15 protein-coding genes are annotated in these 17,833 nt (G+C 41.6%); 6 read left to right on the top strand and 9 right to left on the bottom strand.

Features of this window, described 5'->3' with window-relative positions:
* Positions 1–2 precede the first annotated feature (2 nt).
* On the top strand, positions 3–1,412 hold the full coding sequence (locus KTO63_RS20780; protein WP_217793875.1) for an RtcB family protein: 1,410 nt from the start codon (positions 3–5) through the stop codon (positions 1,410–1,412).
* A gap of 89 nt (positions 1,413–1,501) precedes the next feature.
* Positions 1,502–2,119, top strand: a complete 618-nt coding sequence (gene prfH, locus KTO63_RS20775; RefSeq protein WP_217793874.1) for a peptide chain release factor H — start codon at positions 1,502–1,504, stop codon at positions 2,117–2,119.
* Between the two features lie 244 nt (positions 2,120–2,363).
* Here prfH and KTO63_RS20770 read toward each other — a convergent pair whose 3' ends face one another.
* Both KTO63_RS20770 and KTO63_RS20765 read right to left on the bottom strand, forming a co-directional pair.
* On the bottom strand, positions 2,364–3,017 hold the full coding sequence (locus tag KTO63_RS20770) for a LolA family protein (protein ID WP_217793873.1): 654 nt from the start codon (positions 3,015–3,017) through the stop codon (positions 2,364–2,366).
* A 107-nt stretch (positions 3,018–3,124) separates the two neighbouring features.
* Positions 3,125–5,818 carry an FtsK/SpoIIIE family DNA translocase gene (locus tag KTO63_RS20765; RefSeq protein ID WP_217793872.1) on the bottom strand — a complete coding sequence of 898 codons (2,694 nt, stop codon included), beginning with the start codon at positions 5,816–5,818 and terminating at the stop codon, positions 3,125–3,127.
* Positions 5,819–6,186: 368 nt separating this feature from the next.
* On the opposite strand from KTO63_RS20765, the gene KTO63_RS20760 reads away from it, so the two are divergent.
* The gene (locus KTO63_RS20760) at positions 6,187–8,091 is read left to right on the top strand and encodes a sensor histidine kinase (RefSeq protein WP_217793871.1); all 1,905 of its coding nucleotides are present in this window, start codon (positions 6,187–6,189) and stop codon (positions 8,089–8,091) included.
* Between the two features lie 107 nt (positions 8,092–8,198).
* On the opposite strand, the gene KTO63_RS20755 is transcribed toward KTO63_RS20760, so the two are convergent.
* The 5 genes from KTO63_RS20755 to KTO63_RS20735 all read right to left on the bottom strand — a co-directional run bounded on the left by KTO63_RS20755 (position 8,199) and on the right by KTO63_RS20735 (position 12,619).
* Positions 8,199–8,885, bottom strand: a complete 687-nt coding sequence (locus KTO63_RS20755) for a Dph6-related ATP pyrophosphatase (RefSeq protein WP_232373264.1) — start codon at positions 8,883–8,885, stop codon at positions 8,199–8,201.
* A gap of 155 nt (positions 8,886–9,040) precedes the next feature.
* Positions 9,041–9,430: a DUF423 domain-containing protein gene (locus KTO63_RS20750; RefSeq protein WP_217793870.1), complete on the bottom strand. Its 390-nt coding sequence runs from the start codon at positions 9,428–9,430 to the stop codon at positions 9,041–9,043.
* Between the two features lie 11 nt (positions 9,431–9,441).
* The gene (locus KTO63_RS20745) at positions 9,442–9,963 is read right to left on the bottom strand and encodes a shikimate kinase (protein ID WP_217793869.1); all 522 of its coding nucleotides are present in this window, start codon (positions 9,961–9,963) and stop codon (positions 9,442–9,444) included.
* 116 nt (positions 9,964–10,079) lie between these two features.
* Positions 10,080–11,258, bottom strand: coding sequence for an acyl-CoA dehydrogenase family protein (locus KTO63_RS20740; protein ID WP_217793868.1), 1,179 nt, complete (start codon positions 11,256–11,258; stop codon positions 10,080–10,082).
* A gap of 236 nt (positions 11,259–11,494) precedes the next feature.
* The gene (locus tag KTO63_RS20735) at positions 11,495–12,619 is read right to left on the bottom strand and encodes a DUF4421 domain-containing protein (protein ID WP_217793867.1); all 1,125 of its coding nucleotides are present in this window, start codon (positions 12,617–12,619) and stop codon (positions 11,495–11,497) included.
* A 94-nt stretch (positions 12,620–12,713) separates the two neighbouring features.
* Between KTO63_RS20735 and KTO63_RS20730 the strand changes: the two genes are divergently transcribed.
* Positions 12,714–13,361: a J domain-containing protein gene (locus KTO63_RS20730; RefSeq protein ID WP_217793866.1), complete on the top strand. Its 648-nt coding sequence runs from the start codon at positions 12,714–12,716 to the stop codon at positions 13,359–13,361.
* Between the two features lie 54 nt (positions 13,362–13,415).
* On the opposite strand, the gene KTO63_RS20725 is transcribed toward KTO63_RS20730, so the two are convergent.
* A complete protein-coding gene (locus KTO63_RS20725) occupies positions 13,416–13,949 on the bottom strand; it encodes a GNAT family N-acetyltransferase (RefSeq protein ID WP_217793865.1) in 534 nt (177 codons plus the stop codon).
* Positions 13,950–14,023: 74 nt separating this feature from the next.
* Here KTO63_RS20725 and KTO63_RS20720 point away from each other — a divergent pair, with 74 nt between their 5' ends.
* The gene (locus KTO63_RS20720; protein WP_217793864.1) at positions 14,024–14,494 is read left to right on the top strand and encodes an META domain-containing protein; all 471 of its coding nucleotides are present in this window, start codon (positions 14,024–14,026) and stop codon (positions 14,492–14,494) included.
* Between the two features lie 148 nt (positions 14,495–14,642).
* Positions 14,643–16,529, top strand: coding sequence for an ABC-F family ATP-binding cassette domain-containing protein (locus tag KTO63_RS20715; RefSeq protein ID WP_217793863.1), 1,887 nt, complete (start codon positions 14,643–14,645; stop codon positions 16,527–16,529).
* Between the two features lie 153 nt (positions 16,530–16,682).
* Here the strand turns inward: KTO63_RS20715 and KTO63_RS20710 are convergent, their stop codons facing one another.
* Entirely contained in the window at positions 16,683–17,765 is a 1,083-nt protein-coding gene (locus KTO63_RS20710; RefSeq protein ID WP_217793862.1) for a sensor histidine kinase, read from the bottom strand.
* Between the last annotated feature and the right edge of the window lie 68 nt (positions 17,766–17,833).

Here is a 17,833-nt window from a genome sequence, read left to right as displayed (position 1 = left end):
AAATGAAAACTGTAATACAATTAAAAGAATTAAGCAAGCTGGGATACACTACAGATGTGGCTCGCAGCCTTGCCATCAATATTATTTCAAAGCATTGCAAACATGAAACAAAAGAAGATGTGGTCAATGTATTGAAGAATATTCAAGCGCAACCGCAAACGTGGTTGACAAACGAAACATGGAGCAAACTGGCGGAACATTTTTGCCCTGATAGCACCGACGAAACTTTTCAAGTGTATGCGCTTAAACATCAGAACGACGTGGCATCGCTTAAAGTCTATGGCGGCAAACATATTGATACCAATGCAAAGCAGCAAATGGCAACAGCGCTTGCATTGCCAGTTGCTTTACAAGGTGCTTTAATGCCGGATGCGCACGGCGGCTATGGTTTGCCGATAGGTGGTGTATTGGCGACAAACAACGCGGTAATTCCATATGCAGTTGGCGTTGACATTGGGTGTAGAATGTCGCTCAGCATTTTTAGCGAAAACGAAAAGTATGTGAAGCGATATGCGTATCAAATAAAGGAAGCATTGAGAGATCATACACATTTTGGAATGGAAGGAAGCCTGGATTATCGAAATGAACATGAGGTGCTCGATAGTGGTATTTTCCAGCAAACAGAACTATTGCGAACCCTGCATGGAAAGGCCGCAAGACAACTGGGAACATCCGGTAGTGGCAATCACTTTGTGGAGTTCGGTTCCATTGAACTGTATGAAAACAATATGCTGAACCTCCCTGGGGGAAATTATTTGGCGCTGTTGTCGCACTCCGGTTCAAGAGGGCTGGGTGCCGCTGTTGCGATGTACTACACACAGCTTGCAATGGATGTATGCAAACTTCCTTCTGAAGCTAAAAATCTTGCATGGTTGGATATGAATTCAGAAGCGGGCCAGGAATACTGGATGAGCATGACATTGGCTGGTGAGTACGCAAAAGCAAGTCATGATTGCATTCACGCAAATCTTGCAAAGGCCTTGGGGCTGCAGACTCTGGCTAAGGTGGAGAATCATCACAACTTCGCATGGAAGGAAACATTGCAGGATGGTCGCGAAGCAATCGTGCATCGCAAGGGTGCAACGCCCGCACACAAAGGTGAAGCCGGCATCATCCCCGGCAGTATGATCAATGCAGGTTATCTGGTGAGTGGAAAAGGTGTTGATGCGGTGCTCAATTCTGCTTCACATGGTGCGGGTCGTGCAATGTCGAGGAAAAAAGCAAAAGAGTCTTTTACAAATTCAGCGTTGAGGAAAATGCTGGCAGATCACGGCGTTTCATTGATTGGTGGAAGTGTTGAAGAAGCGCCGGGGGCGTACAAAGACATCGATACAATTATGAGTGCACAAACAGAATTGGTTGACATACATGGAAAATTCATGCCCGCAATTGTTCGCATGAACAAGGAATAGAACAGGGTGCAACACCGTAGAGACAAGGCATTGCCTTGTCTTTTCAGCAGACAAGGCAATGCCTTGTCTCTACAAAAAAACAAACAACAATGGACAATTTAATTTACATACAAATATCATCCGGACGTGGTCCTGCGGAATGCGAAAGGGTTGTTGCCAAGGTGCAACAACTCTTTCTAAAAGAAGCTGCAGTAAGATCATTGTCTGCAACAGTAATCGATAAAACGAGCGGTCAGATAAATGGCACCTTACAATCAACTTTATTGCAGTTGCAGGGTGAAAATTTGAAAGCTTTTGTAAACGAATGGGAAGGAACCATTCAATGGATAGGAAAGAGTCCGTACAGAAAATTTCACAAGCGCAAGAACTGGTTTGTAAGCGTGCAATCATTTTCGCCGTCGAAGGAGATTGCCTTTGATGAAAAAGAAGTGGAATTCAAAACCTGCCGCGCTTCCGGCCCCGGCGGACAAAATGTAAACAAAACAGAAACAGCAGTTCGGGCAACGCATATTGCATCCGGCATTAGTGTAATGGCCAGCGATACAAGATCGCAGCACCAGAATAAAAAGCTTGCGATAGAGCGTTTGCAACTAAAAATAAAAGCGTGGCAAATGGAAGAACAAATGAATAACATAGCTGCGCAATGGAACCAGCACACCAGCTTGAAGAGGGGAGATGCGGTGAGGGTTTTGACGGGTGAATTGTAGGAAGATGCTTATTCACCACTAAGGCACTAAGGAACACTAAGTCTCACTAAGGGTAAACGCTTCGTGTTTCTTTTTATCATGTAAGGAAGGAGTTTTTTTCACAGAGCGAAGGAGAATATGAAAAGAGATTTAACATCCTCCGTATTGGAGTCTGACAATCTGTTTAGAGGGTCACCTCCTCCTTACCTCTGTGGTTAAAAAAAAGAGCCGCATGCGGCTCTTTTAAAATTATGTGTTGTATCGGTTATCGAAGATCAACTTCCTCTACTCCCGGATATTTGCTTTTATCGAAAACGAACTGAGAATCGGCGATAGCGGCATTTCCATTCAAATTGCTTACAGCATAAGTGAATTTGTTGCCATCTTTTTGCATCACTTTTGTGCTTACAATGGTTTTAGCTGCTTTGTCTACAGTCAGCAATATTTTAAAGAAAGGTTTGCTTTTATCAGTTGGAGTCAACTCGATTTCCTGCAGCGTTTTTGCGCCTACTTTTTTCTCACCATTCAGTTTGTAAAGAAAATCTTTATCATAAAAGTTGGTGAACAATTTTTGAGGAGTAAGAGCATTACCGGAAGCGTCAACTTTTGAAATAGTTACTTCGTTTGCTGATTTATCGTAGGTCCAGTTTGTTTTACCATCGCTGAAAATTTCCTGGCCGCCCGGAATGCTTACTCTATATTTAGAACCTTTGTAGTATAAAGTGCCTTTTTTAGTGCCCTGTGTTTTTCCTTTTGCATCTTCTATGGACAAAGTGAAATTTGCCTGAACTGCTTTATAGGTCTTAAATTTAGCGCTAACACCATCTAAAATCGTTTTAGCTGCAGGATCATTGGATTGTGCGATACTTACTGCTGAAATTCCAATACCTAAGGCAAGTGCCATTAAATATTTCTTCATTTGAGAGTTTTTAAAAAATTTGTGCAAATATATTATTAAACGCGATACTGAGACCTGCAAAAGCCTTCAGAGGTTTAATGAGGAAAATATTCAACAAAAATTTAACCTTAAATCGTACCCAAAAGTTCCCTTAAGTCTGCTTCTGTTTTAATCAAAACCTCTCTTGCTTTGCTGCCCTGGTTAGGTCCTACAACGCCCGCGGCTTCCAACTGATCCATCAGTCTGCCAGCGCGGTTATACCCTAATTTCATCCGGCGCTGGATAAGAGAAGTTGAGCCCACCTGGTTTTGAACAATAAGCATGGCAGCTTCGTCAAACAATTTGTCCCTGTCGCCAAGGTCAAAATCCTTTGCGTCCATATCTTTCTCATCCACGTACTCCGGCAAAAGGAATGCCTCGGGATAGCCGCGCTGGTCGCCGATAAACTCGTTAATGTTCTCTACCTCAGGTGTGTCTACAAAGGCACACTGCAAGCGGGTTAGCTCACCATTGTAGCTAATAAGCATATCACCTTTACCAATTAACTGCTCTGCGCCACCGGCGTCGAGAATGGTACGGGAGTCAATTTTAGAAGAAACTTTAAATGCGATACGAGCCGGGAAGTTGGCCTTAATGGTACCGGTGATAATATTCACAGAAGGTCTTTGCGTAGCAACGATCAGGTGAATACCCACGGCACGGGCAAGCTGCGCCAAACGCGCAATTGGCATTTCCACCTCTTTACCGGCCGTCATGATCAGGTCGGCGAACTCATCAATTACCAACACAATGAATGGCAGGTACTGGTGGCCCTTTTGCGGATTCAGCTTGCGTTTGGTGAATTTTTCGTTGTACTCTTTAATGTTCCTTGTGCCCGCTTCTTTCAGAAGATCGTAGCGGTTATCCATTTCAATACACAATGCGTTAAGTGTATTGATTACTTTTTTGGTATCAGTAATGATCGCCTCTTCTTCGTTAGGAAGTTTGGCGAGGAAATGTCTTTCAATAGAACGGTAAATACTAAGCTCCACTTTTTTAGGATCCACCAATACAAACTTCAATTGCGATGGATGTTTCTTGTACAAAAGGGAAACAAGAATAGCGTTCAAACCTACAGATTTACCCTGACCCGTGGCACCGGCCATCAGCAAGTGCGGCATAGAGGCAAGGTCGACGATAAAGTTTTCGTTGTCGATTTTTTTACCAATCGCAATAGGCAGGGAGAAGGCGTTGTTCTGGAATTTGTCGGAAGACAAAAGTGTTTTCATGCTCACCACTGTCTTCTTCACATTTGGCACTTCTATACCGATGGTTCCTTTACCCGGAATCGGCGCAATGATACGGATACCAAGCGCGGCAAGGCTCAGCGCGATATCATCCTCCAGGTTTTTAATGCGCGAAATACGGATACCTGCTGCCGGTACAATCTCGTATAGCGTCACAGTAGGACCTACGGTCGCGCTAATTTTCTGGATAGTGATGTCGTAGTTCTTAAGCGTATTAATGATCTGGTTTTTGTTTGTTTCCAGCTCATTAGGGTCCTGAATGATCTTTTCGCTACCGTGCGTTTCCAGCAAATCAAGCGATGGATATTTATAATCCCGCAAATCAAGAACAGGATCGTAGGGTGGAAGGTCCTCTGTTTTTTTCGGCAGCGTTGGAATGTCTATTTCATCTTCTTCCGGCACAACAGATTTTATTTCCAGCTCAAGACCGCTTGTGTCAGGAACAGTGTTGACTAACGGTGGTTTTGGAGTTTCTTTTTTAATGATGACCGGTGGCGTTTCTATTTCCTCTTCCTCTTCTTCATACTCCATTTCAACATCTTCGCCATCTTCTTCATCCATTTCTAATTCTTCCTCAGCAAACTCATCAGTATCTTCTTCCTCATCTTCGACAAACCTTTTGTTTTTATAGAGATCATTAATTTCTAAAACCGGGCCGGCTTCTTCCGCTCTTTCTACCAGTTCCAGCTGATGCTTTGAAGCTTCATCCATTTCCGCAGGAGGAATTACAATGGTGCCATGCTCGCCCTTAAGATTGTTGCCTTTACTTTCTACAAAATGTTCTTCCACATATAATTTGGCATCTTCCGCATCCTCATCTTCTTCCACATCAATATCACCAATGGTTGCCACTTCCGGAACAGCGACAGGTTCTGTAACCTTTTGCGGTTTCGGTTTTCTTTCCGGCATTTTCGGCATTTTCGGCACGGTGAATACGGGATTGAAGCGCCAAATGAAATAAGCTAGTCCGCCTACAAGTAAAATCAACGTTGTTCCCAGGTTTCCAATAAATTTTACCAGCCATTCACTCATCATTTTACCAACTGCGCCGCCCCATCGAATCTCTGCATTGCGACTCACAAAACCAAGGGCGATGCTGAAATAAATTAGGCCAGTAATGATGTATTTAATATTACGTGCCGGGGAAAATAGTTTTCTTCCAAACAAAAAGTTGGCTCCGAACACAAAAAATAAACAACAAATTAGATAAGATGCCAAGCCAAATCCACCATAAAAAAAGAAATGGGAAACGTAGGCACCAAGCCTGCCTAAGAGGTTGGATACTTTTATATCGTCGGCAAAAAGGACGTGGACGCCATTTTTAAAGACTTTATCCTGGTCTTCTTCCCACGTAAATAGATAAGATGTAAGGGCTACAAAAAGGAAAACTGCGAGTAATAATAATACGGACCCGGCAATTTTGTGGGTTCGTTCATCTTTCACCAATTCTTTTACCTCAACCTGCACCTCTTTTTCGGGTTCTAGTTTGTCAGGGCTGGGTACTTCCTTTTTTTTCGATTTCAACTTGTTGGCCATGATGGCAAAGATAAGTATAAGAAAATCTTGTGAATAGGTCTGTTTATAAATTTAGAGACGCATATGATCGACGAAATTTATGCACAACGCCCGTTCAAATTATCGAAATTAATTACCCGTTTTTCTGTAAAATAATCCATTCTTCAAATGTGTTATACTATTGATTGTTGTCAAAAATTACGAAAATGTTACCAAATAACAGGCATTTCACTACAAATTCGAGTTGCAAATAGTAAAACCACGAAAAGAAATTGTACTTTCCCTGCCGCGGTTATGACTTACCTTGCTAATGGTTGCGGCAATTGGTGAATTTTACTTGATCCCTGATGCAGGTTTGCCCCGGAAACTAACCTTACACCTTTTACTTGATGGAACAAATACGCCTGCTGTTTTTGTCATTTTTCATTTTATTCTCTTTCGCGTCGGTTGCGCAAACGAGCGATTCAACTATTAACGGACCTTCAATACGGGCGGCACATAGAATTTGGAAGGAAACCAAGTTTTATATGGGCGATGAGATTGACTATACCCCCGGCGAAGTATTTCAGTTTAAGTTTCAGGACACGATCCCCTCTCTCTACAGGATGAAAATTCCACCAAGAGATGTAAAGAAAGATTTCTATTTCAAATTTCATGTGGCGAACACTATGGATTCGGCTGGACATTATTATTTTGTGCCGGGTTTTTTTATGGATGAGATTGATCTGTACAAGCAAATCGACGGTGACACTGCCATCCAAACAATTGCCAGTGGCAGTCCGTTGAAAAATCAATACCAGGGCGTGGTTGATTTTACCATGCAGGCCAACGAAAAGGCTACGATCATTGTGAAAATGAAGTTTATCAGAGCTACGGTAAATGCGCTGGAGCCACGGATCATTCAGCCCTACTTTGTTCCCATTTTACTTACTTCGTTGCGCAACACCAATAAACTCAACCAGGTTATTACTTACATAACGGCCGGTGTATTGCTGATGATGATCTTCTATTCATTGGCCGTTTACTTCTTAAATTCCAACAAGGAGTTTATTCTGTATTGCGGACATGCGTTGTTCCTTTCCATCCTGTTTTTCTTTAAGGCTTATTTATATCGATGGCCGTCAGCCTTCAACTATTTTTTTGAGAGCTATTTTGATTTTGTCATTCAAAGTACCAGCTTTTATTTTTTCCTTTTCTTTCTTAGAAAATTTACTGAATCCAAAGAGAAGTACCCGGTAATAGAAAAGATATTACTGGCCGACCAGGTATTTACGGTTGCAGGCATTCTTGTTTTCAGTTATCTCTATTTTTTCACTGATAGCTTTATTGTTTTTAACCAGGTGGAGATGATTATAAAATATAGTTGGTCCATCACTGCGGCCTGCTTCATTGTTTTTGCGATCATAAAAAAACAACAGCTGCTCAGCCTCATAGCAATGGGCCACTTTTTGCTGTTGATCTCCGTTCTTTTTTCATTGTATCTCATTAGTTCTGATAACCGTTTTGGCAGCCGGGTGGACCCTTTGCTGAACGATTCCCTATTTTATTATGAAATGGGTGTTGTGTGCGAATTGATCTTCTTCCTGATAGCGCTTGCATTTAAAAACAGGCAGGACATTATCGCCGCGGCAACCGAAAAGGAACGTTTGCTGCTTGCACACGAACGGAACCAGTTGGAAAAACAAATTGCCATTATCGAGGCGCAGCAGCAGGAACGCAATCGTATATCTGCAGATATGCATGACGAGCTGGGTTCTGGTGTAACGGCCATAAGACTTTTGAGCGAATTGGTAAAAGCGAAAATGAAGGGAGAAGCATTGCCGGAAGTAGAAAGAATTTCAAGCTCTGCAAACGATCTGATCAATAAAATGAACACCATCATCTGGACGATGAAAAGTTCAAATGATAGTATCGATAATCTCGCTGCCTATATACGATCGTATGCATTGGAGTTTTTAGAAAACACCAGTATTGATTGCTATTTCAAATATCCGCCTACAATACCTGCCATAGAATTGAGCGGTGAAAAAAGGCGCAACATTTTCCTTTGTGTTAAGGAAACATTGAACAACACTGTAAAGCATGCCGGCGCCACGCAGGTAATCATTACAATGGACGTAAACGAAGTGCTTATACTTACGCTTAAGGATAATGGCATTGGTTTGAAAAAAGAAGATATGCGTCAGTTTGGAAATGGCATTTTGAACATGCGGAAAAGAATGGAAAGCATTGATGGCTACTTCGAAATTTTTGAGGATGGAGGAACGGTAACGGTGCTGTCGCTGGCGATATGACAACTGAATAACTGATTAACTGAATAACTGAATGGTTGAAAGTTGTAGTGCAAAAATTAAAATCAGCCCACTCAGTTATTCAGTTAATCAGTTAATCAGTTATTCAGTTATTGCTCCCTCCATTGCACAAACCAGTAATCCCCATGCTGCACCGTCGAGAACGCCGGTAGTTCCAAAGGTTTGCTGTAAAGCGGGCAGTTCATTACTAATGTATGGAACTCGCCATTTTCACCGCAGGGGTCAACACCAGCTGCTTCGAGTTCAGTTACCAATTGTGGTGTAATAATTTTTCCTAAGAAAGTTTCCCCTAAAGTATTGTTGCAGGAAACGATCATTGTTTCAATGCCTTGTTGCAGCATTTGTAAAACAAGCTCTTTGCGATCTTTTTGCCAAAGTGGTAAAAATGCATCCAGTCCTGCTTTTGCGCAGACTTTTTCCTCCCAGTCACGGTGTGGTTGCAAATCAATATCGCCGAAAACCATTCCTTTTATCTGATACTTTTCTTTGGCTTCGAGTAACGTATTTACAAAATGCATTTCATATTCTTCCCAACTGGAAGGCTTTGTAAGCAACGGTAAATTCATTCCATCCGCTTGCTGTTGCAGCAGTGTATGCGGCAATGCATGGGACCTGGAAATCTTTCCATTCTCATTCATCATATTGATCAAAACCTTTGGCGAGTAACCTTGCTGCACCATTTGCATAAGTGCGAAGCAACTGTCTTTGCCGCCGGACCAGGAAACGCCGAGCATTGTAATTAATAAATAATAATTAAGAATTAATAGGTGGTGCAATCTAACCGAACGTTGTCGGACCAGAGATTTCAATTAATAAATAATAAAGAATAATTAATAGGTGTAACGATGAAATTGAATATTAGCTTCCTTTTACTGCAACCAGAGTGATTCCTATCGCATTGCTGCACCTATTAATTTTTAATTATTAATTATTAATTCGTTTTTCGCAAGGCGAAAAAAAGCATAACCCAACCGAGAATCAAAAACACTCCTCCAATCGGCGTAACAATCCCAATGCCACTCAAACCCACAGTATTCGTGGCTTTTAATGCGGTGAGCAAATACAATGAGCCACTGAATAAAATGATGCCGGTTATAAAAAAACTGGCAGCAAGCCCGAGCTGTTTGCTGGCAAATTTTTCAAATAAAATGCCTACGAAGAGCAACGCGAAAGTGTGATAAAATTGATAGCGTACGCCAGTTTCAAATGTTGCAACGGATTCTGGTGGAACCAATTGTTTCAGGCCATGTGCGCCAAATGCGCCAAGGGCAACGGATAAAGCGCCAAGGATGGCGGCAGTGAGTAATATTTTCTTATTCACGTTATATTGAATTATGGTTGTTTGGGTATCTTTTCCTGTATAAGGCTCGATAGGGAATCGATTGTAAGCGATTCTTCTGCAACAATGATGCTCGCTTGTTCATAGTACAATCTTCTATCCTGTAGTTTTTTAAGAATAAAAGCCTTCAGGTTCTTGTCGTCAATATTCTTGATGAGTGGGCGGTGATTTTTTTCCTTTAGTAATCTTTCCACCAAAGTATCGATGCATGTATTCAGCCAGACAACGGTACCGCTATCTTTCATGAAATCAATATTGTTGAAAAAACACGGTGTGCCACCACCACAGGAGAGAATAATGTTTTCGTGTTCATCCACAATCTGCTCCATCACCTCCTTCTCTTTGTAGCGAAAGTATTCCTCGCCCTTTTCCTGGAATATCTGGGCAATGGATTTGCCTTCATCATCCACTATTACTTTATCAAGGTCGAAAAATGGTGCACCTGTTTTTTGCGACAATAATTTCCCCCAATGCGTTTTCCCCGAACCCATAAAACCGATAAGAAAGATGCGCATGATTAGTTTGTTTGGAGTAGCAAATTTAGTCAAATGAGTTGAGAGTTGAGAGTGGAGAGTTGAGAGTGAAACGCGAGTGGTGTTCTAACTCTCAACTCTCCACTCTCAATTCTCCATTATTTAAACGCATTAAACCCTGTTACATCCATGCCCGTGATAAGCAAATGAATGTCGTGCGTGCCTTCGTAGGTGATCACACTTTCAATGTTCATCATGTGGCGCATGATGGAGTATTCGCCGGTAATGCCCATTCCTCCAAGCATTTGGCGAGCATCCCTTGCCGCCTGTTGTGCTACTTCGCAGGAATTTCTTTTGGCCATGCTCACCTGGGCGGGAGTAGCACGTCTTTCATTCATGAGTGTGCCAAGCCGCCAGTTAAGCAATTGTGCCTTGGTGATTTCCGTGATCATCTCCGCAAGTTTCTTTTGCTGCAATTGAAAAGCACCGATTGGTTTATCAAATTGCGTACGCTCTTTACTATAACGTAGTGCTGTGTCATAGCAATCCATTGCTGCACCCAAAGCTCCCCACGCAATACCGTAGCGGGCCTTCGTTAAGCAACTCAACGGCCCTTTCAATCCTTTGACGTTGGGTAAAATATTTTCCTTTGGAACTTTCACATTATCAAAAACAAGCTCACCTGTTGCCGAGGCGCGCAGGCTCCATTTGCCATGGGTAGTGGGTGTAGAAAAACCTTCCATGCCTCGTTCTACAATCACCCCACGGATGTCGCCGTTTTCATCTTTCGCCCAAACCACTGCTACTTGCGCAAAAGGCGCATTGCTAATCCACATCTTACTTCCATTCAGCAATACATGTTCGCCTTTGTCCTTAATGTTGGTGATCATGCTGCTGGGATCGCTGCCATGATCAGGTTCTGTTAAACCAAAGCAGCCGAGCCATTCGCCACTCGCCAGTTTCGGTAAATATTTTTTACGTTGCTCTTCGCTGCCATATTCATAAATGGGAAACATCACCAATGAACCCTGTACAGAGGCAGTACTTCTTACGCCGCTATCACCGCGTTCCAGTTCCTGCATCATCAAGCCATAGCTGATATAATCAAGGCCACCACCCCCATATTCTGTTGGCACAGTGGGGCCAAAACATCCCAGCTCGCCCATTTCCTTTACAATCTGTTGTGGGAATTCTGCTTTTTGTGCACACTCTTCTATAATCGGTGAAATGCTTTTTTTCACATACTCTCTCACACTGGCGCGAATAAGTTTATGCTCTTCAGTAAACAGGTCGTCCAATAAAAAATAATCGGGAGATTGAAACAGATCATTGGCCATGGCATCAGCATTTTGTTATATGCTAATGTAGTGAAAAATGTTGGTGGTTAACGGTTGTTAGTTTTTACCAATTGAAAATTGAAAGTTGAAAATTGAAAATGATGAAGAAAATAGAACGCAGATTTTTATGATTGTCAAGATTTGATATGTTATTTGAAAGAAGATCGTAGTAAATCATCAAAATCATGATAATCTGCATTCTTTCTCATTTTCAATTTTCAACTTTCAATTTTCAATTATTCAGGTCTCTGCGGCTGCATCGCATCTACCGGTATCGGAATGTTTTTCGTGAAATGGTGATCAAACTGATTCAGCTTCTTTCTCAATTTAGGGCCTGGAATGATTCGGTGGGCAAGCGTTAAGCGCAGGTTTCCCGTGTTGTATATGTAGTGGTCAGAAGACGAGGAACCTTTTGTTATGAGCCTATTGCCCACAAATGAAAGATTGACGTTCCAGAAGTCGGAATTGTAACCAATTGCCCCACGGGCAAAAAAACCAGGCACAATGCTTACGTGCAGGTTGGCATTGTCTTCATACATGGAACTTTCGGTTGCAAGGGAAATTTTGGGATTAAACGTAAGTGATGCTGTCGCAAAAATATGTTTGGCAACTACCAGGGTGTACGCATAGCCCACACCGGGACCAAATTCAAAGAAACGCATCTGGTTAATGTTTTTTTGATTGAATTTTTCAGACATCAACATCGGAACAAAGGCGCTGTCCGCCGTATGCGAACCATAATAAGCCTCCCCGCCAACAAGAAGTGTTCCCGCAGATTTCTGCTGGTACTCGTTCTGTACCATCGCAGCCCGGTAAGAAAACTTTTTATAGTTAAATATTTTGTAGGCAGCCAAACCAATAACCGTAACATGCATATCCGGACGGATATAATATGGTTCCTGCTCATGCGTTTTGTTATCCTTTTGCAGAAGGTAATATCCCGTGTAAAACTGTCCGAGAAGGTCAAACGCCCATTTGCGAACGTACAGGTGCGATTGCAGATCAAGATATTTTGTTTTTCCTTTTTCTTTATCCTGGTTTAAAAAACTGAAACCATAACCAAGGTTGATCGTTATCGGTTTGTAAGTGGCACCAATTCCCATGTTTAAAGTAGTGTTGGGTACATACCGCAACTTGTCGGACCGATAGATACCTTTGATAGTAGGGCTTGTGAATTTTTGGGAAAAATAAAATCGGGCCACGATGTCCTGGATAAACGAGTGATAATAAGAGGAGTCGTAAGTGGCGCGTAAATATTTAAGCTTTGGTATTTCACGGGGTACTTCCTGCGCAGCACAATATAAAGCAAAGGCTGTGAGCAATAGGCTAAGTATTACATGCTTTACGTTGTGTTTCATCATTTAAATATCATTTTATTTCTTCAATTATTTCTCTTCTCCGGACTTTTTTTGATCTTTTAAAACCTAATTTCACCGAACCAAATGCCGTTGGTTTGTGAAAGATTATTACAATACACTCAATATTCCTGTCAATGCGTCGCCAGCAGATATTAAAAAAGCATACCGCGTGCTGGCAATGCGTTTTCACCCGGACAAAAATGCGGGGGATAAATACGCCGAGGCGTTTTTTAAAGAATTGCAGGAAGCGTACAATGTTTTAAGCAAGCCCCATGAACGCAGGGTATATACACAAAAACGTTTTTACAATGTTGCTTCTGCTCAAAAATTTGAAGGCAACGCCGCGCTCACCCCGGTTCACTTTTTAGAAGATTGTCAACAACTGGAGATCCATGTTCGTTCACTTGATTTTTTCAGGATGGACAAGATTGGTTTGCATGATCATATTATGAAGTTGTTATCCCCTTCGTCCATTCATATGCTCGAACGCTTTGGGGAAATATCAACGAATGACAAAATAGTTGCGGCGATACTCAACAGTATACAACCACTGCCACTCTTCCTGGCAAAAGACATTACCGGCATCCTCTCGAAAATTCAATCGACAAGCGCCCAGACTTCAGAAAGCATCGCGGCTTTTATGAAAAAGAAAAAGCAGGAAGCACTTTGGGAGCGATATCAGATACCGGTTTTAATTGTAGTCACATTGTTTATTTGCGTAACCATTTATATGTTGAGCCAGTAGTAGGGGCGAATCGCATTCGCCCTGCATCACATCAATGCTGCACCACAGTTGGGGTTACATCATAAAACGATCATAAACGACCTCATGCAATTCTTTGGTAAGTGCCTGAAAAGTTTCTACGCTCTCAATTGCCGGTTTCGACATTAACAGCAAAGGCAACGGATCATCAGTCTCACGATAAGGTGGTTGAAAATATTCATAGTGATTGGTGGAAAACCCAAGGCGTTCATAAAAAGCAATTCGCCTTTGCGAACTATCATCAAAAGGGTGCTCAACTTCCAGTACAAAGTAGATTGCAGGAAGCATTAGCAGCCATTCCATTATTTGTTTTCCATAGCTTTTCCCCCTGTTATTTTCCGTTACTGCAAAGTGTTCAAGAAACACAAGATTTTTCAGTTGCCAATAAAACATTAAGGCGGCAAATCCATTATTAATAACGAACTTTACAGCGTGAAAGCGTCTATCTGTCAAGACTATTTCTAAAGTATTGACATTCCTCCTTTCCCTTTCCGGAAACGATGTGGTATAAAGATCAACCACATCGGGCCAGTGTTCATCACTTGTAGAAAGAATTCTGATTAACTCCATGCAACCAACAAGTTTTTATGTAAATCTATTTACAAAGGCATCATTCTTTTGTTTGAATCTTTAAATGATTTATTATGAAAAAGTTATGGTCATTTGAATTAATATTGGCGCTAATTGCATTGTTATTTATTGCGCTATTAACGCTTGTGATTGCCTGCAACTCTAAAAAAGCCACTACCACAGTCATGGAACACAATCAGCCTTTAAATAATACCTACTGGAAGTTGCTTAAAGTTGACGGGTTTAACCAGGACATTGCCAGCCTGCAAAAGGAGGCATTTATCCGATTCGATTCCGCCAGTTCAAAATTTAGCGGTACGGCGGGTTGTAACCGAATGATGGGCAGTTTTGTAGCCACAGGCAATACCATTAAAATTGGTCCCGCTGCTATGACAAAAATGATGTGCCCATCTCCGCTAATGGAGCTTGAGGACGCTTTTGCAAAAGCAATTGACAAGTCTGATTCCTACACAATCTCTGGAAAAACATTGCGATTGAAAAGTGGCGAAAGCGTGTTGGCTGAATTTGAAGCAGGGGCGAAATAATAACTGAGTAACTGAATAACTGAATGACTGAAGTTAAAATGCAGCAAGCGCTAAAGACTTCAATTATTCAATCATTCAATAATTCAATGATTCTCATTCTCAGTTAATCAGTCATTCAGTTATTCAGTCCTTTCCCTACCTTTGCGCCATGCATTATGTATCAGTAGAAGGTTTGAGCAAATCTTACGGCGTAAAACCATTGTTTCAGGATATTTCTTTTCATATAGAAGAAGGCGACAAAATAGCGTTGGTAGCTAAAAACGGAACAGGAAAATCTACCCTGTTGAAAATACTTTCAGAAAGGGAAACTGCGGATGAAGGAACGGTTTGGATCAACAAGGACATTACAGTTGCGCTTTTCGATCAGGAGCCTGTTTTTGTGGAAGAGGCGACTGTTCGTGAAAATATATTTCACCACAATCACCCAATTATCCAGGCGATCGCAGCTTACGAAACTGCCAGCGAGCAGGATGATGTAAATGCATTGAGCGAAGCCATTATAAAAATGGATGACTTGGGTGCATGGGATTTCGATTCTAAAGTAAAGCAGATCTTCGGCAAGCTTAATATTCATCACCTCAATCAAAAGGTTAATACCTTGTCGGGTGGTCAGCGCAAAAGAGTTGCGTTGGCTAAAACCCTTATCGATATTGGCTTTGAGCACAAGCATGTTCTGTTGATAATGGATGAGCCCACCAACCACCTTGATGTGGCGATGGTGGAATGGCTGGAACATTACCTGAACCAGGAAAAAGTAACGCTGTTAATGGTTACGCACGATCGTTACTTTCTGGATGCAGTGTGCGAAGAAATTTGGGAGCTGGATACCAGCAGCCTCTACGTATACAAAGGCGATTACGAAAATTTTCTTGAGAAAAAAGCGGCTCGCATCGAAAGCGATTCTGCAAGCATAGACAAGGCGAAAAACCTTTACAGGAAAGAATTGGAATGGATGCGCAAGCAACCAAAGGCTCGCACAACAAAATCTAAAAGCCGCCAGGATAATTTTTATGAAGTAGAAGCAAAGGCAAAACAAAAAATGGAAGACAGCCAGTTGCAACTGCAAATGAAAATGAGCAGGCTGGGAGGGAAGATTGCCGAACTGAAAAAATTGAACAAAGCTTACGGCGAAAAAACGATACTGAAAGGTTTTGACTATACATTTAAAAAAGGTGACCGCATAGGAATTGTTGGAAAAAATGGGGTGGGTAAGTCAACCTTTCTCAACATTCTTCAGGGTATAGAACAACCCGATAGCGGTAAGGTGAACATTGGTGATACTGTTGTGTTTGGTAACTACTCACAGCAAGGCCTAATAGTGAAGGAAGACATGCGGGTGATAGAGTATGTAAAAAATATTGCAGAAAGCTTTCCATTGGCTTCCGGCGGATCATTAACTGCATCGCAGTTTTTGAATTTGTTTTTATTTCCACCTGAGCAACAATACACTTACATCTCCAAACTGAGCGGTGGAGAAAAAAGAAGATTGCATTTGTTGTCCATCCTGTTCCGCAATCCGAACTTCCTCATATTGGATGAGCCTACAAATGATTTGGATCTGCAAACATTGGGTGTGCTCGAAAACTTTTTAAGTGAGTTTGGCGGTTGTATAGTAATTGTGAGTCACGACCGTTACTTCATGGATCGTTTGGTGGACCACTTATTTGTATTTGAAGGCGGCGGTGAAATAAGAGATTTTCCAGGCAACTACACGCAGTACAGAATTTGGGAGAAGGATAAGGAAAAAGACGAAGAAGTCAAAACGACTGTTGTTGCTGCTGTTCCTGAGGCGGCCAAAACCCAGGCGGCACCGGCAAAAAAGAAGTTAAGCTTTAACGAAAAGCGTGAATTTGAAATGCTAGAAAAAGAGATTGCGGCGCTGGAAAAAGAAAAACACACAATAACAGAAAAATTGGGCGACCCTTCCATTCCTTTTGAAGAATTGCAAAAACTTTCTGAAAGAATAGGTGTTGTTTCCCAGTTGATTGAAGAAAAAGAATTCCGCTGGCTGGAACTGAGTGAACTGGCAGGGTAAAGGAATTAATAATTAATAATTAATAATTAAGAGGGCGGCATTCGTTGTTGAATATCGCCCTCTTAATTTTCGAATAGGTTTGCAACAGCATTTTTGTTAAGGTTGTTGCCGTATTAATTACTAATTATTAATTATTAATTAGAGCTCCGCATCTCACCCTTCAAACTCAATATGCACTCTGCAACCTTTGCCAGGCGCGGAGTATACGCTACAACGGCCATTATAAAGATCTACGCGGTTGCGAATATTTTTTAAGCCAAGGCCATTCTGATAGGACGTAGTCGTATTAAACCCCTTACCATTATCTTCCACGATCAATTCGATCATAGGCCCTTTGTTCCTGATGTTTACAGATATTTTTGAGCACTCCGCATGTTTTAAAATATTGTTGAATTGCTCCTGCAAAATTCTATAGATCATCAGTTTTTTCTCCTTACCTATATTGCTTTCATCAAAGCCTGTGTGAATAATCTCCACCGCGATGCCGGATAGCTTTTCAGTGTCCTGGAAGAGGTTGACAATGTTATTTACGAGGCTTGTATTTTCAACAGAAGGAGGTGTGAGCCTTTTAGACAGGTTTCTCAATTCATTGATCACCTGCACAACATGTATTGAGCTTCTTTCGAGTAGTTCATTTAATTGCTCTGGTTTTGCAGATCTAGCCGAATCGATATATAGTTTGGTAGTAGCAAGAAGCTGATTGATATTATCGTGCAATTCTTCTGCAAGAAAAGCTCTTTCTTTTTCCTGGGCTTTTAATATGGTAGTTGCGATACTTTGTTGATAAGAGATCCTTTCTTCATACAAATGCTGCTGTATGACCTGCTCTTCTGCAAAACGGTCGAAAATGCAGAGAAAATATTGTGCATTTCCTTCGTCATCCTTTATATGTTGCATATTAAGATGGCAGGGAATGATCTCATTATTTTTTGAGGTAAGGTCCACCCAGCCATGATAAAAAGGAAGATCGCCCGAACGCATTAGTTCCTGCCAGTAGTGATAACCGGTATTTGTTTCGCTCTTATAAAAATCAAGGTAGTTTCTGCCTATCGCGTCGGCCGGAGAAAGATCAAGGAACCGGGCAAGTTTTTCATTTACGTACAAAAGTGTGCCGTCAAAGGCCATCTTGCAAACACCAACCGGCGCCTTATTAACCATATCCTCGAATTCTCCATCTGTTTTAATAACAGATAAAAGGGAGGATGATTGGTCTTTTAATGGCTGGTTTAAATTCATAAGTATTCTGGACTCTCTTTTGGTAAAGGATTTAATCAAAGATAAGAACTACCTAAACACAAAAAAAC

Source organism: Pinibacter aurantiacus (genome assembly GCF_019130065.1).
GTDB lineage: Bacteria > Bacteroidota > Bacteroidia > Chitinophagales > Chitinophagaceae > Pinibacter > Pinibacter aurantiacus.
Note: the sequence above shows the minus strand (reverse complement) of the source record. Positions and strands in the feature narration are given on the sequence as shown.